The sequence below is a fragment of the Microbispora corallina genome, assembly GCF_016863035.1.
Lineage (GTDB): Bacteria > Actinomycetota > Actinomycetes > Streptosporangiales > Streptosporangiaceae > Microbispora > Microbispora corallina.
The window spans coordinates 258,092-273,942 of the sequence record NZ_BOOC01000014.1 but is presented as its reverse complement, the minus strand read 5'-3'; the positions used below and the strand labels follow the sequence as shown (position 1 = coordinate 273,942).

Sequence of the window (15,851 nt, the reverse complement as noted above, 5' to 3'; positions counted from 1 at the left end):
GGATGGCGCGACTTAGGTTAGCCTTACCTCGGAGGAACGTTTGCGGCTGTACCTCACGGCGCTCAACCCGACCGCCTCGGTGACGGGCGGGTTCCTTCCCGCCGCGGCGGCCCTGGGCTGGGACGTGACGATCCTGACCGACCGGCCCGGCGACTACCCGGACCACGAGGCCCTCGCCGTCGACGTGCGGAACCCCCGCGCCGTGATCGAGGCCGTCGCCGCGCACCACCCGCCCGGCGCCGTGTTCTCCAACTCCGACCACCTCCAGGCCGAGACGGCCATCGCCGCGGCGTACTTCGGCCTGCCCGCGAAGGACTGGCGGGCCTGCGTCACGGCCAAGAACAAGGCCCTGGCGCGCGCCGCCCTCGCGGCCGTGGACCCCGTCCGGTCCGTACGGCTCGCGCCCGGCGCCCCCCTCCCCGCCGATCTGCCGTACCCGGTGGTGGTGAAGCCCGCGCTGGGCGTGGCCAGCGAGGACGTCGTGCTGGCCGCCGGCGAGGCGGACCTCGCCGCGGCGGTCGCGGACATCAGGACCCGGCGCCCGGACGACGTGCTGGTCGCGGAGGAGTTCCTGGACGGCCCGGTCCACACGCTGGAGACGCTCGGCGACGCGTCGGGCGTCCGGGTGCTCGGCGGCTTCCGGACCACGCTGGGGCCGCTCCCGCACTTCGTCGAGGAGCGGCTCGACTGGGACCCCGCACCGGTGGAGGAGCACGTCCGCCACGTCCTGGCCGCGCTCCGGGCGATCGGGGCGGGCTTCGGCGCCTGCCACACCGAGTACGCCGTCACGCCGGACGGCCCCCGCATCATCGAGATCAACTACCGCCTCATCGGCGACGACTGCGACTTCCTGCTGGCCGACCTGGCGGGCGTCCCCGTGCACGAGTGGATCCTCCGCGTGCACGCCGGGGAGCCCCTCCCCGTCGCTCCCGCCGTCCGCCGGGACCGGACGCGGCACGGCGCATCGGTGGCCGTCGTCGCCGGGCGTTCGGGCGTCGTGACCGCGGCCCCGCCCGAGATCGCGCCGAACGGGGACGAGCCCTGGGCGGGGGACGGCGTGCGGCTGTGGCATCACCCGCTGCGCGCCGCCGGCGACCGGGTCGACCTCACCGGCACCAACCGCGACTTCCTCGGCATCGTGCGCGCCACCGGCCCCGGCCGGGCGAGCGTCGACGCGGCCGTGACGGCGTTCGGGAGGCTCCACCCCTGGACGGTCGCGTGACCCGGGTGCCGGCCGGGGAGCACCACCTGGCGGTCCGCGTGCTGAACGCGCTGCTCCGGGAGGACTACGGCGGCGTCATGTCCCGTCTCACCCACGACAAGGACGGCGTCGCGCTCGTCCTCGCCTCGGGACGCCGGGTGCGGCCGGTCACGGGCAGCCCGTTCCAGGACTTCGCGGTCCCGGCGGAGCCGCTTCAGGAAGGGCCCGTTCTGGGAGAGCCGCCCGCGGGCGGGCGGTCCGGGACCGGGCCACTCGGGCTGGAGGAGGTGCTGCGGACGCTGGAGGCGGTCGCCGACCCCGCCGACGCGGCCGGGGTGGCGGCGTACGCGGCCGAGTGCCGGGAGGCCCTCGCCGCCGCCGGCCTGCACGCCGCCCATCGGGACGCGGTCGCCGCCCGCCTGCTCCGCGAGGACGGGCCGCCCACGGCCGGCGGGGGCGCCTCCGGCGTGTTCTACGAGTCGCTGGCCGCCGGGCTCGACCACCCGATCTACCCCACCGGCCGCTGCCGCCTGGGGATCTCCGGAGACGACCTGCTCGCCCACGCCCCCGAGTTCGGCCCGCGGTTCGACCTGGCCTGGGCGGCCGTGCCGCGCGAGCGGGTGACGCTGTCCGAGCCGCGTCTCCCCGAGTGGTGGCCGGAGCCGGGGGACGTCGGGCTCTCCCCGCGGCTGGCGGCGACCCACGTGCTCTTCCCCGTCCACCCCCTCACCGTGCCGGTGGTGGACAGGATGTCGTGGGCCGAGGCCGCCCCCAAGCCGTACCTGACGGTCCGGCCGACACTGTCCATGCGGACGGTCGAGGTCGACGGGCGGACCCACCTGAAGCTGCCGCTGCCCACGAGCACGCTCGGCCTGCGCAACCGGCGGTCGATCAAGCCGGGGACGCTGCGCGACGGCGCCCTGGCCGAACGGCTGCTCCGGGAGATCCTGCGCCGCGAACCCGGGGCGCGGGTCGTCCTCGCGGGCGAGCAGGAGTACGGCCACGCGGGACACGAGTACCTGGGCTGGCTGGTCCGCCGCCTCCCGGAGGGCGAGAACGTGCCGGTGGCGGCCCTCCTGGCGGAGTTCCCGTCGCCGCCGGGACGCCGGGTGACCGTGCTGGAACACCTCGCCGGCCGCGTCCACGGCGGCGACGTGACGGCCCTGCTGCGCGACTACCTGGGCGTCCTGATGCGCTGGAACGTCACGCTGTTCGTCGAGTACGGCGTCGCCCTGGAGGCCCACCAGCAGAACCTGTCGCTGCTGTTCGGGGACGGCCCGCCGCGGCTGGTCGTGAAGGACGGCGACGGGCTGCTCGCCTCCCCCGACCGGCTGCGCCGGGCCGGGCTCGCCGTTCCCGACTTCGCCGACGAGCGCATGCTGACCGACGACCCGTATGCGCTCGCCGACGTCTTCGTCACCATCACGCTCCACCTGGCGGCCATGGCCGTCGCGCACGGCGCCGTCCCCGGCGCCGCGCCCGGCCTGGTCAGGGAGGCGCTCGCCGCCGCCCTGGAACCGTACGGGGACGACCCGGCGGCCCGGCTGCTGCGGGCGAGGACGCTGGACGCGGCCCGCCTCGTGGGCAAGTCGATGCTGGTCGCCGGCACCCTCGTCGACAAGGAGCGGACCGGCGCCCGGGACGTGAACAAGTTCTACGGCACGACCGGCCCCAACTACCTCCGCTGGTGACGCCTTCCTCCTCTCCGCCGCGCGAAGGGGCATCTCGACCGATGGACAGCCTCCTGCTCGACCCGCACGCCGCCAAGGCCGAGGAGGCGACGCTTGGCGCTCTGCTGCGCTGCTGCCTGCGCGAACTCGGCGCGGCGGGCGGCCGCGCGTGGTCCGCCGGGCCGTACCTGCTGCTGCGCCTGGGCGGGACGCTCGTGCGCGTGCGGGCGCGCGGCGGCATCGCGCTGCGGGCCGCGGGACCGGCCGAACGGCTCGTGGACGGCTCCTGGGCGCCCCTCACCTCCGCGGCGCTCGCGGGCCTCGTCCACGAGGACCTGCGCGCCGGGGGCGGCGCGGGCAACGCCGAGTTCGCGGAGCAGGTGGAGGCCAGCAGGGAGGCGGTCGCCCGCATCCTGGCCGCCCGCGACCCGGCGTCCGCTCCGGCCGACCCGTGGCTCGCCTCGGAGCAGGCGCTGGTGACCGGCCACCCGTTCCACCCCTCCCCCAAGGCGCGGTCCGGCCGCGACTGGGAGCGGTACGCCCCCGAGGTGCACGCCCGGTTCCCCCTGCGGCTGCTCGGCGTGCGCGCCGACCTCGTGGCGGAGGAGGGCGACACGTCCGGGCTCGACGGGGCCGCGCTCGGTGCGGGCGCGCTCGGCGGTGCTGCGCTTGGTGCGGCGGTGCCGGCGGGGTACGTGCCGCTGCCCGCGCACCCCTGGCAGGTGGACCTGCTCGCGGCCGACCTGGCCGCGCCGCTCGCCGACGGGCGGCTGCTCGACCTCGGGCCCACCTCCGGCTCCGTCGTCCCCACCTCCTCCGTCCGGACGGTGTACGACCCGGCGACCGGGACGTGCCTTAAGTTCAGCCTGGACGTGCGGATCACCAACTGCGTGCGCAAGAACGCCTGGTACGAGCTGTCCGGCGCGGTCGAGCTGACCCGGCGGCTCGGGCCGGTGTTCGACCGCCTGGCCCGCCGGTTCCCCGGCACCCGATGGCTGCCCGAGCCCGGCTACCGGTCGGCCGCGCTCGGCACCCGCCTGCTGGAGGGCCTCGGGGTCATCGTCCGAACGGGACCGTGGGAGGTGTGCGGGCCCGGCGTCACGCCGGTCCTCGCCGCCGCGCTGGCCGCCCCCGGAGGCGACGGGGTGCCCGAGGCCGTCCGGGCCCGGCGGGCGGCGGACCCCACCGGCTGGTGGCGGGCGTACGTCGAGCGGGTGGCCCGCCCGGTCCTCGACGCGTTCTTCCGCCACGGCGTCGTGCTGGAGGCCCACCTGCAGAACGTCCTGGTCGGGACCGACCCCGGCGGTCTGCCGGCCGAGGCGGTGTTCCGCGACATGGAGGGCGCCAAGCTCGTCGCCGGGCGCCACGACCTCGGCGGGCTGCCGCGCCGGGTGGCCGAGGGACTCGCGTACGAGCCCGGCCGGGCCTGGAACCGGGTCGCGTACTGCCTGATGGTCAACACCCTGGCCGAGACCGCCGCCACCGTCGCGGAGACCGCGGGCGGCGACGAGGACCGCCTGCTGCGGGAGCTGTGGGCGGTCGCCCGGGACGTCCTCGCCCGGTACGCCGAAGAGCACGCCCCCGGACCGGCAGCGCCCCTCGCCCGCGTGCTGGCCGGGGAGCCGCTGCCCGCGAAGGCCAACCTCGGCGTGCGGTGGGCGAGGGCGGCCGACCGGCACGCCGGATACGTCCTCGTGGACAACCCCTTCCGTGGAGTGTGAGCGAATGATCGAGGTCCCGGAGGGCGTGGCGGCCGTCGCCTGGTCGCTCGGCGACGTCCCCGCGTACGTCTACGACCTGGCCGCCCTCGACGCCCACGCGGCCGCCGTACGGGCCGCGACCGAGGGCGTGGAGATCCACTACGCCGTGAAGGCCAACCCCGACCCCGAGGTCCTCCACACGCTCGCGCCGCACGTGGACGGGCTCGAGGTGGCGTCCGGCGGGGAGTTCGCCCACGTCAGGTCCGTCCTGCCGGACATGCCGGTCAGCGTCGGCGGCCCGGGGAAGACGGCGGACGAGCTGGCCCTGGCGCCGTCCGCGTACCGCTGGCACGTGGAGAGCCCGGCCGAGCTGCGCCGTCTCGCCGGACCGGCCGAGGTGCTGCTGCGGGTCAACCTCGACGTCCCGGTCTCCGGGGCCTCGCTCGCCATGGGCGGCGGGGCCACGCCGTTCGGGATGGACCCCGCCGGCGTCGCCGAGTGCCTCGCCTCGCTCGCCTCCTCGTCTGTACGGCTCCGCGGGATCCACGCCCATCTGGCGAGTGGCCTCGCGGCGCCCGCCCTGCTCGCCCTCGCCGACGCCGTCCTGGCATACGCCCGCGGCCTCGGCGTCGCCGAGATCAACCTGGGCGGCGGGATGGCGGTCGCGTACGACGACCCGGACGCGCGGTTCGACTGGGCCGCCTACGGCGCCGGGCTGCGGGAGCGGGCGCGGCCCGGGGAGACGCTGCGCATCGAGCCGGGCCGGGCCCTGACCGCCTACTGCGGCTGGTACCTGACCACGGTCATCGACGTGAAGCGGGTCCACGGCGAGCGGTTCGCCGTCCTGTCCGGCGGCACCCACCACCTGCGGACCCCGGTGACGAAGGGCCACGACCAGCCGTTCGCGGTCCTCGGCGGAGGCTCCCCCGCGGAGCCCACCACGCTCGTGGGCCGGCTGTGCACGCCCAAGGACGTCTTCGCCCGGAAGGTCCCGGCGTCCCTCGGCGTCGGCGACGTGGTGGCCTTCGCGATGGCCGGGGCGTACGCCTGGAACATCTCCCACCACGACTTCCTGATGCACCCGAAACCGGCGTTCCACCATCTCCGCTGACGCGACCGGGAGGACCTTTCCCCCTCCACGGAGGAGATCCTCCCCCCACGCCCCTCCGGCCCAGATGCCCACCTCCACCGATCGCTGCTACAAGATCCGCCTGGGGCAGGTCGTCGTGAGCCCTCCGATGGGCAGGAAGAGTGCCGACATCGTCGACCGGCTCTGCGACGTTCTGTACCCCCTGAAGCCGGCGAACGGCTGGCGTTTCTATCAGTGCTGGGGGGTGCACATCCCGCCACTGCCCGACCTCCGGCTGCCCGACCTGATGGTCACCCCGGACGCTGCCGAGCAGTACGACGACATGCGGGTCCGCGGGCACAGCGCGCTGCTGGTGGTGGAGGTGTGCTCGCCCGGCGGCACCCGGGTCGTCGACTGGCGGGAGAAGCCGCTCGACTACGCGCGGGCGGGGTGCCCCTCTTCATGATCGTCGACCCCGTGGCGGATCCGCGCACGGTGACGCTGATGAGCGACCCGCTCCCCGATCTCGAACCCTTCGACACGCGGCAGCCGTACCAGGAGGTCGTCATCGCGGAGGAGGGCGAGGCGCTGGAGCTGCCCGAGCCGTTCGGGATCAAGATCGAGACGGGGGCGCTGTTCGGCTGACGCCGGGTCACTCCTCAGGGACCCGGTGGATCAGCGCGGTGAGGCCGTCGGCGTCGAGGAGGTCGACCGGGCGGACCGTCTCGTTCGAGCGGACGTAGTGGAAGGCCGCGCCCACCTTCGCCAGCGGCACGCCGGCGAGCGCCGCCCAGGCGATCCGGTAGGCCGCGAGCTGGATCGAGGCCGTCTCCGCGGCCCTGCCGTGCGGGCGTTCGCCGGTCTTCCAGTCGACCACCACGTAGCCGTCGCCCTCACGGAAGACGGCGTCCATCCGGCCGCGCAGCAGCCGGTCGGCGATCATCGTCTCGAACGGCACCTCCAGGTCGAGCGGCTCCCGCCCGGCCCACTCGCTCTCCTCGAACCGCTCCTGCAGCTCCGCGAGCTGGACGTCGGCCTCGGACGGCTCGTCGGCCGCCCCCGGCAGCTCCAGCTCGTCCAGCAGGCGCTGCTGGCCCCACCGCGACTCCAGCCACCGGTGGAAGGCCGTGCCCCGGCGGGCCAGCGGCGCCGGCCTGCGCGGCACCGGACGGCGCACCTGCCGGGCGAACGCCGACGGGTCGCTCGCCAGCGTGACCAGCGACGACACCGTCAGCTTGGACGGCAGGTCGACCACCGCGCCGCCGCGGCGGCGGCTCGCCTCCCGCTCCCGCAGCAGCAGGTCGGCGTCCCGGGCCCAGGCCCGCATCCGTTCCCGGTCGCGCTCCCTCAGCTCGGCTCGCCCGTCGGGCCCGGTCGCCGTGTCCTGCTCGCCGGCGAGGCCCAGCATGGCCTCCTCGACGAGCCGGGCGCCGTCCAGCACGGGCTCCCGCACGGGCACGGCAGGCCAGGCCGCCTCGGGCGGCTCGGCGAGCAGGGGGTTCTCCAGGGCCTCGCCCTCGTCCCAGCGCACCACCCGGGCCCCGGCCTCGCGGACCTCGACCAGGAACTCGGACGGCTCCAGCGGCTTGGACGACGACCCCCACCGGTACCCGGACGCGATGAGCAGGTAGTGGGCCCGGGTCACGGCGACGTAGGCCAGGCGGCGCTCCTCCATGAGGTCCCGGTCGCGGCAGCGCTCCTCGAACTCCCCGAGCGCCTCCTTGCCGAGCCCCGTCAGCTCGGGCAGGTCGGTCCGGTCCCCCCGCAGCGGGTACGGCAGCTTGCGCGGGTTCTCGGTCCAGCGGGAGTTGGTGACCGGGGTGGCGGGGAACACGCTTCCCCTGGCCAGGCCGCCCTTCTGCGTCGTGAGCTGCGACAGCCCCGGCACGACGACGACAGGCCACTCCAGGCCCTTGGACGCGTGGACGGTCATCAGCTTGACGCTGTTGGTGTCGCCGACCCGCCCGGCCTCCAGCCCGAACTCCTCGGTCTCCGCGGCCTTGACGTAGGCGAGGAACGCGCCCAGCGTCGGGTCCTCGGAGTCGCCGGCGAAGCGGGCCGCCGCGTCGAGGAAGGCGTCGAGGTCGGCCCGGGCCGCGAGGGGGCTGCCGCCCCGGGCGGCCACCTCGACGTCGAGGCCGAGCCGCCGCTCGACCTCGCTGATCAGGTCCGGCAGCGGCTGCCCGGCGTGGGCGCGCAGCGTGCGCAGCTCCAGCGCGAGGGCCGGCAGCCGCACCCGGGCGACCGGCGAGAACGCCTCCAGCCATGCGGGCCGGTCCGGCAGCTCGTCGAGCGCGTCGACCAGGCTGCCGCGCTCCTCCGCGAGGTCGGCCACCGCCTGGTCGAGCGGGTCCCCCTCGCGCGGCCCGCGCCGGATCTCCCGGTTGAGCTCCCTGGCGCACTCGCCGAGGACCTTCAGGTCCGCCGGGCCGATCCGCCACCGCGGCCCGGCGAGCAGCCGGACCAGCGCGTCGCCCGCCGTCGGGTCGTACAGCGTCCGGAGCGTGGCCACGATGTCGGCGACCTCCGGGACGGTGAGCAGGCCGCCCAGGCCGACCACCTCGACCGGGACGCCCCGCGCCTCCAGCGCCCGCCGCAACGCGGGGAACTGCGCGCGCTTGCGGGCGAGGATCGCCACGTCCTGCGGCTGCAGCGACGGCACGAACTGGCCGCGCCTGAGCCGCTCGCCCTCGCCCCACGGCAGGCCGTCGGGCGCGCCGTCGACCCCGAGCATCCCGGCCACGCCCTCCGCGATCCACTCGGCCTCGTCCTCGGCCGTGGGGTGGAACGCGCAGACCACCCGGCCGCGCCCGGCCCGGTTCGCCCCCGGGACGAGGACGGGCACCTGCCGCGCCTCGCGGCGCAGCGGCGCCTGGATGCGCGCGGCCACGTCCAGCACCCGCTCGCCGTTGCGGAAGCTGACCGACAGCTGCCGTACGGGGGCGGGGTCGCCCGAGGCGGCCGGGAAGTCCCGCGGGAAGCGGGACAGGTTGCCGGCCGACGCCCCGCGCCAGCCGTAGATCGACTGGCAGGGGTCGCCGACCGCGGTCACCGGGTGGCCGCCGGCGTAGAGGGCCCGCAGCAGCACAAGTTGGGCGTGGCTCGTGTCCTGGTACTCGTCGAGCAGCACCACGGAGAACCGGGACCGCTCTGACGCCCCCACCTCCGGGTGCCGGGAGGCGATCCGGGCGGCCAGCGCCATCTGGTCGCCGTAGTCGATGACCTCTCTGCCGCGCTTCAGCCGTTCGTACGCCTCAACCAGCGGTAACAGCTGCTCGCGCATCGCCTGGGTCTTGACCGGCCGCTGCTGGGCGAGCGTGGTGCGCCCGGGGACCTCGGCGAGCCGGTCGCGCAGCCAGTCGCCGACCTCGCGCACCTCCCCGGGCCCCCGCAGATGCTCGGCCATCTCCCCGGCGAGCTCCAGCACGGCCGCGGTGACGCTCGGCGGCGCGAGGTCGACCCGGTCCATCGGCCCGTCGTACCGCCCCACGACCCGCGCGGCCATCTGCCAGGCGACGGCGGGGGTGACCAGGCGCATGGTGGGCTCCAGCCCCTCGCGCAGCGCGTGGTCGGTCACCAGCCGGGCCGCATAGGCGTGGTACGTCGAGATCGTCGGCTCGGTGTCGAGCAGCTCCGCCTCGACGAGCCCGGCGGCGGCAAGCCCGTCGAGCCGCCTGCGGACGCGCTCGGTGAGCTCGGCGGCGGCCTTGCGGGTGAACGTGAGGCCGAGGATCTGCTCGGGGCGCGCCAGGCCGTTGGCCACCAGCCACACCACCCGGCCGGCCATCGTCTCGCTCTTGCCGGACCCGGCGCCGGCCACGACGACGGCGGGCTCCAGCGGCGCCTCGATGACGGCCGCCTGCTCCGGCGTCGGCGGGAGGATCCCGAGCCTGCCCGCGAGCTCGCCGGGACTCAGCACACCTGTCCTCCGTTGTCGTTCACCGGGCAGGCGATCTTGGCCGCGCACGTGCGGCAGCCGTCGTTCACCTTGGCGACGAACACGTTGGCGGACATGCCCGCGGCCACGGTCTCGACCAGATCCTGCGCCCAGCCGGGCTCGGGGTCGTCGCCGAGCGCCCGCTGCGCCTGCTCACGCGCCACCTCGGAGACGCCTGCCGCCTTGCCGACCTGGACGAGCGACGCGCCTCCCGGCTCGACCAGCCCGTGGCGCTTGAACGCGCCCAGCAACGTGGCGAGCTGGTAGACCCCCAGCTGCGGATGCCGGTCGATCTCCTCGTCCTTCGGCTTGGAGCCTCCGGTCTTGATGTCGATGATCACGGCCCGGCCGTCGCCGTCGCGCTCCACCCGGTCCACCCGGCCCTTGATGTGCACGCCCTCGGACACCACGGCCGTGAAGGACTCCTCCTGGGCCACCAGCTCACGGGGGTTCTGCTTGTGCCACCGGACGAACCGCTCGACCATCTGCTCGGCGACCCTGCGCTGCTTGCGGTTGAACCACACGCCGCCGAAGTCGAACTGCTCCCACACGTCGTCGAGCCGCTTGGCCAGGTCGGGGCCGTCCTCGGCGGCCAGGACGGCGATCGCGTGGATGACGGTGCCGAGGCTCTGGGTGACGCTCGTGCTCCCCGCGCCCACGGCCGTCTCCAGCACCCAGCGCAGCCCGCACTTGGTGAAGTTCTCCACCGCGGACGGCGAGATCTGCACGATGTCGTCCGGCCACCCCAGCGGCCGGTCGTCGGACAGGGGGGTGGTGGCGTACCACTCCGCGGGGCTCGCCCCCTGCACCCCCGCCTGGGCCAGCCGGGCGAGGTGCGCGGCGGCCTCGCGGCGCACCGGCTCGGGGCGGGTGGCGTCGCAGACGGCCGCCCGCAGGTCGGCGACGAGGGCCGGCATGCTGAGCCAGCGCGCCCGGTCGTCAACCGTGGCCTCCTCGACGCCGCCGGGCAGCAGCTCGGTGAGGAACCGGGAGGGGCGCTCGTCGGTGTCCTCGCCGCCGACCGCGGTGACGACGAGCCTCCTGCGGGCCCGGGTGGCGGCCACGTAGAACAGCCGGCGCTCCTCGGCCAGCAGCTTCGACGCGAGCGCCGCCGCCGCGACCTGCGTGGTGTCGAGCGCGGTCCCCGCGGCCAGCTCGACCAGCGCCTCGGTGCCGAGCAGCGACCCGCGCAGCCGCAGGTCGGGCCACAGCCCCTCCTGGACGCCCGCGACCACGACCACGTCCCACTCCAGGCCCTTCGACCGGTGCGCCGTGAGGATCCGTACGGCGTCGCCCTCGGGGGCCGTCTCGGCGAGGGAGTCGCCGGCGATCTCCTGCGAGGTGAGGTCGTCGAGGAAGACCTCCACCCCCGCTCTGGGGAGCCGGTCGGTGAAGCGGGCCGCGTGGTCGAACAGGGCCACCACGCCGTCGAGGTCGCGGTCGGCCTGGGCTCCCCGCGAGCCGCCGTGCAGGCTCGCCTCGCTCCACCGCTCGGCCAGGCCGCTCGCCTGCCAGACCTCCCACAACACGTCCTCCGCGCCGCTGCCCCGCCGTACGGCGTCCCGGGCCGCCTTGAGCAGGCGGGCGACCCGCTCGGCGGGCGCCCCGACGTGCGGCTCGACGGGGATCAGCTCCCGGGCGTCGCGCAGCGCGGCGACCAGGAGCTCGTCCGACGAGCGGGGGGTGAACGGCAGTGTGGGCTGGCCGCCCTCCCCGGCCTCGAGGGACGCGGCGGCGGCCTCGTGCTCGGCGATCCGCAGGGCGCGGCGCAGGCGGCGCACGCCGATCATGTCCGTGCCGCCCAGCGGGCCGGTCAGCAGCTCCTCGGCGGTCGCCACGTCGAGCGACGACGGCCGTACGGCCACGCTGAGGAGCGTGATCAGCGGCCGCACGCCCGGCTCCTGGACGAGCGGGACCTCGTCGCCCGCGACGACCACCGGCACCCCGGCCGTGACCAGGGCGCGCCGCAGCAGCGGCACCTGGACGGCGGCGCTGCGCACGAGCACGGCCATCCGCGACCACGGCACCCCGTCGAGCAGGTGGGCGCGGCGCAGCGTGTCGGCCACCACGGCGGCCTCCTGGCTCGCGCTGTCCGCGAGCAGCACCTTGACCTCGCCCGGGTCCGCCTCGGGCAGCGGCGCCAGGTCGCGGTGCCCGCCCGCGGCCCGCCCGCCCGTGGACGCCGGCGCCGGCACGGCGGGCAGGCGCGAGGCCACCCGCCGGGACGCCTCCAGCAGGGCGGGGCCGCTCCTGCGGCACACGCGCAGGGCGACGACGGGGGCCTCCCGCCCGTCGCGGGTGCGGAAGCGCTCGGGGAAGCGGAGGATGCCCTGCACGTCGGCGCCGCGGAAGCCGTAGATCGACTGGTCGGGGTCGCCGACGGCGACGAGGTCGCGCCCCTCGCCCGCCAGCTGCTGGAGCAGGTACTCCTGGGCGGGGTCGGTGTCCTGGTACTCGTCGACCAGCACCACGTCGTACGCGTCCCGCTCGCGCCGCCGCACCTCGCCGTCGGTCAGCAGCCCGGCCGCCTCCCGGATCAGCTCGGAGTAGTCGAGCGAGGGGACCGGGTCGAGGTCGAAGCGGTCCTGGTAGCGGAAGGAGAACAGCCCGGCGGCCTCCCAGTCGGGACGGCCGTGCTCGCGGCCCAGGTGCACGAGGGCCTCGCCGTCCAGGCCGCGCTCGGCCGCCCGGGACAGGAGGTCGCGCAGCTCCTCGGCGAACCCCCGCGTCTTGAGCAGCTCACGCATCCCCGGGGGCCAGTGCCGGGCGCCGTCCTCCAGCTCGCCGTGGAGCAGGCGGCGGATCTCCAGCAGCTGCTCCGGGCCGCTCAGCAGCCGCGGCGGCTCCTCACCCGCCAGCACCGCCTCCCGGCGCAGCAGGGCGTACGCGTAGCTGTGGAAGGTGAGGGCCAGTGGGGTCCGGGTCGTCCTGCGCAGACGGCCGGTGATCCGCTCGCGCAGCTCGCCGGCGGCCTTGCGGCTGAACGTGAGGACCAGCACCCGCTCCGGGTCCACCCCTCGCCGTTCGATCCGGTCGACCACGGTCTCGACGATCGTGGTGGTCTTCCCGGTGCCGGGCCCGGCCAGCACGAGCAGCGGGCCGCTCTCGTGATCGACGACGGCCCGCTGGTGCTCGTCCAGCACGGGCGCCGTCCGGCGTCCCACACCTCCGCGCCGCACCAGCCGGTAGTTCTGACCACTCACAACTCAGCATTCCATCAGAACACTGGGGTAGATCGTGCCTGATTGACCAGTACAGCGTGATGTGGTCTCCCCCACCTCCGCGACACGCCGTCCATGCCGTCACGGTCTGGTCACGGAAACGCGACGGCACCGGCGCGTGTGATCACGCCGGTGCCGTACGGGACTCAGGAGGAGAACACGTGCTCGACGAGGCGGGCGGTGGCCTTGCCGTTGTCGTGGGGGGCGTAGGTGCGGGTGAAGGCGGCGTAGCGGTCGGCGAGCTTCGCCGTCACCGGGCCGATGTTGCGCAGGGCCTCCACCACCTCGGCCGACGTCTCCAGACGCGGCCCCGGCCGCTGAGACTCCAGGTCCAGGTAGAGTCCGCGGCTCGACCTGTACTTCGCCAGGTCGGGGGTGAACAGCACGACCGGGCGGCCGGTGGCGACGAAGTCGAACATCACGGACGAGTAGTCGGTCACCAGCACGTCGGCGATCACCAGCAGGTCGGCCGTGTCCGGGTATGTCGTGACGTCGAAGGCGAACCCGTCGTGCGAGAGGACGTGCGGGAACGCCTGCATCATGTGGCCGCGGACCAGCACCACGTGGTCGTCGCCGAGAGCGCGCTTCGCCTCGGCCAGGTCGAGCCGCACCGAGGCGTTCCTGCGGTCGTAGTCCCGGAAGGTCGGGGCGTACAGGATCACCCGCTTGCCGTCGGGGATGCCGATCCGGCGGCGGATCGCGGCGGCCAGGGCGTCGCGGTCGCCGGAGACCAGCACGTCGTTGCGCGGGTAGCCGCACTCCAGGATCTCGCCCTCGTAGCCGAAGGCCTTCCGCAGGACAGAGGAGGCCCAGGGGCTCTGGGAGACGAGCAGGTCCCACCCGCGGACCTCCACGGCCTGGCGGTGCCAGACCGGGGGCCGGGGCTCCCGCTTCATGTGGGCCTGGTCGCGGCCGATGTGCTTGACGGGCGTGCCGTGCCAGGTCTGCACGCACACCTGGTCCTCACGGGTGCGGAACCACTGCGGCAGGAACTGGTTGGCCACGATGTAGCGGGCCCGGGCCAGGGCCTCGTAGTGCTCCCGGCTGCCCTCGCGGACGACCGTGGGCACGACGCCGTCGCCGAGCCCCAGCTCGCGCGACCCCGGCGGCACGAACGCGCCGTCCCTGACGACCCAGATGTGCTCGCCCTCGTCGCCGCGGCGCAGCCGCTCCTCGTAGACGGCACGGGGGTTGTCGGAGTAGGACCGGCCGTCGAAGGAGACGTACACCGTGGCGTCGCGAAGCGGGCGGGCGCGCTCGGCCGGGTAGAAGGTCCGGCTGAGCGCCCACAGGCCGGCGGCGCTGCGCTCGTCGCCCGGCCGGTCCTCGGCGGCCACCAGCACGGGCACGTCGAACCGGGTGGCGACGAACCGGTACACCCGGCCGCCGATCGTGCGCGGCTCCTCGTCGAGAACGTCGAGCCCGGGGTGGTCGAACCGGGCCGGCACCATCGCCGGGCCGTACTTGCCGGGGGGCGCCACCGAGATGTTCCAGGTGCCCTCGGCGAGCGGGACGGCCCAGCCGAAGCGCGGCATCGCCCCGGGCGACAGCGTGACGGTGAAGCGGTCGCCGTCGCGCTCGAGCGGGACGCGGATCGTGAGGCCGCCCCGGTGCCGCAGCACGAGGTCACGGGGACCCGGGTCGGGGTCGGGGTAGCGCCCGGCCAGCGTCAGCGACTCGTCGTGCCACTCCGCGGCCGTGATCACGGGGAGCACCCGGTGGCCCGAGATGACGACCCGGTCGCGCCGGTCGCCCTGGACGGTGATCTCCCGGTCACCGAGCAGCAGCCGGGTCTCCTCGGCGCCCTCCAGCATGACCGCGGCGGCCGGGTCGCCCTTGGGCTCGACCCACAGCCGCCGGGCCTCGGCGTTCATGACCGTCTGCACGGCGAGCGCCAGCGAGAAGCGGGTGCCGTCGTCGACGGGCGTGAAGTCGGCCGACATGCGGTGGCCGCCGACGCGGGCCTTGCCGCGGTTGACCGGCCGTCCCGGGAGGAAGCCGGTGATCTCGATCGTGTCGCCGTCGAGGCGGACCCCGGTCAGCTCGGCCCGGGTGGGCTGGAGCACCACCTGCAGGGCCTTGTCGGACGTCCAGACGGGGCGCACCCACCAGCGGGGGCGCACCCGCAGCCCGGCGGGGCGCTCGGTGCGGCCGATGGCCGGGCCGCGCAGGACGCCGCGGGCCCGGGCCGCACGGCTCCAGATGACGATCTCGGCCCGCCAGGTCGTGGTGTCCTGGACGGTGTGGCGGCGGCGCAGCACGCGCTTGGCGCCGCGGGCCACGGCCCGCAGGCCGGCCCGCCAGCGCAGCGACAGCGGGTTGAGCTCGGCGGTGAACCCGGCCCAGTCGTAGTTGCAGCCGGGCTCGCGGGCGGCGTGGGTCGCCTCGGGCCGATACACGCGCCTCGTCTTCAGCGTGACCCGCGGCAGCCAGCGCGGGCCGCGCAGCACGACGGTGGCCCGGTTGAAGCGGCCGCTGCGGACCGACAGCCCGGCGATGTACGCGTGCCCGGTGATCCGCAGCCGGTTGCCGGTCCAGGAGATGTCGTCGATCTGGGTGACCGGGACGAGGTCGGCGGCGCGCAGCCGCAGCAGCGACTGGTCGCCGACCTCCACCGGCAGGTCGGCGTACCACCGCAGGCCCTTGCGCACCCGGCGGGACGGCTCGGCGGCCGCGGCGGCGAGCTTGGTGAGGGCGTCGCTGTCGGCCAGCTCCCCCGGGTCGCGGGTCTCGATCAGGTGACAGGCGACCCGGCGGCCCACCGGCAGGTCGCGCTTGACCTTCGGGTCGACCTCGGCGAGGTAGGGCCGGAGCACGTCGATCGCCTGACGCCGGCGAGCGGGACCGCGCTTGGCGGCCGCGTCGAGCCGGAGTCCGAGGGGCCCCACGAGCACCTCGCGGTCGATCTCCCTCCGCTGGGCGGGGGTCAGTCCCTCGGCGCGGACGAGCGCGACGAGGGCGTCGATGGGCTCGCCGCGATCATATTGCTCCTGGACAGCCCGCAGTCGCTCGGCGACGGCGTCGCTCGTGGGTGCGGGTGTCATAAGGGAGGC

General features: G+C 75.4%; 9 protein-coding genes. 6 read left to right on the top strand and 3 right to left on the bottom strand.

The window, feature by feature from the left end:
- Positions 1-40 precede the first annotated feature (40 nt).
- From Mco01_RS18075 to Mco01_RS18050, 6 genes are all read left to right on the top strand, one after another.
- Positions 41-1,222 carry an ATP-grasp domain-containing protein gene (locus Mco01_RS18075; protein WP_204058030.1) on the top strand — a complete coding sequence of 394 codons (1,182 nt, stop codon included), beginning with the start codon at positions 41-43 and terminating at the stop codon, positions 1,220-1,222.
- Complete coding sequence (locus Mco01_RS18070) at positions 1,219-2,892, top strand: IucA/IucC family protein (RefSeq protein ID WP_239103708.1); 1,674 nt, start codon at positions 1,219-1,221, stop codon at positions 2,890-2,892. Before Mco01_RS18075 ends, Mco01_RS18070 begins: the two co-directional genes overlap by 4 nt.
- Before the next feature lie 41 nt (positions 2,893-2,933).
- On the top strand, positions 2,934-4,592 hold the full coding sequence (locus Mco01_RS18065; protein WP_204058029.1) for an IucA/IucC family protein: 1,659 nt from the start codon (positions 2,934-2,936) through the stop codon (positions 4,590-4,592).
- Positions 4,593-4,596: 4 nt separating this feature from the next.
- Positions 4,597-5,682 (top strand): type III PLP-dependent enzyme domain-containing protein, encoded by a 1,086-nt coding sequence (locus Mco01_RS18060; protein WP_204058028.1) that lies wholly within the window; start codon positions 4,597-4,599, stop codon positions 5,680-5,682.
- A 64-nt stretch (positions 5,683-5,746) separates the two neighbouring features.
- Positions 5,747-6,106 (top strand): Uma2 family endonuclease, encoded by a 360-nt coding sequence (locus tag Mco01_RS18055; protein ID WP_204058027.1) that lies wholly within the window; start codon positions 5,747-5,749, stop codon positions 6,104-6,106.
- A complete protein-coding gene (locus Mco01_RS18050; protein ID WP_204058026.1) occupies positions 6,103-6,285 on the top strand; it encodes a hypothetical protein in 183 nt (60 codons plus the stop codon). The genes Mco01_RS18055 and Mco01_RS18050 overlap by 4 nt, the downstream gene beginning before the upstream one ends.
- 7 nt (positions 6,286-6,292) lie before the next feature.
- Here Mco01_RS18050 and Mco01_RS18045 read toward each other — a convergent pair whose 3' ends face one another.
- The 3 genes from Mco01_RS18045 to Mco01_RS18035 all read right to left on the bottom strand — a co-directional run bounded on the left by Mco01_RS18045 (position 6,293) and on the right by Mco01_RS18035 (position 15,842).
- Positions 6,293-9,559, bottom strand: a complete 3,267-nt coding sequence (locus tag Mco01_RS18045; RefSeq protein WP_204058025.1) for an ATP-dependent helicase — start codon at positions 9,557-9,559, stop codon at positions 6,293-6,295.
- Entirely contained in the window at positions 9,553-12,780 is a 3,228-nt protein-coding gene (locus tag Mco01_RS18040; RefSeq protein WP_239103707.1) for an ATP-dependent helicase, read from the bottom strand. Before Mco01_RS18040 ends, Mco01_RS18045 begins: the two co-directional genes overlap by 7 nt.
- A gap of 164 nt (positions 12,781-12,944) precedes the next feature.
- On the bottom strand, positions 12,945-15,842 hold the full coding sequence (locus Mco01_RS18035; protein ID WP_204058024.1) for a CDP-glycerol glycerophosphotransferase family protein: 2,898 nt from the start codon (positions 15,840-15,842) through the stop codon (positions 12,945-12,947).
- Positions 15,843-15,851 lie beyond the last annotated feature (9 nt).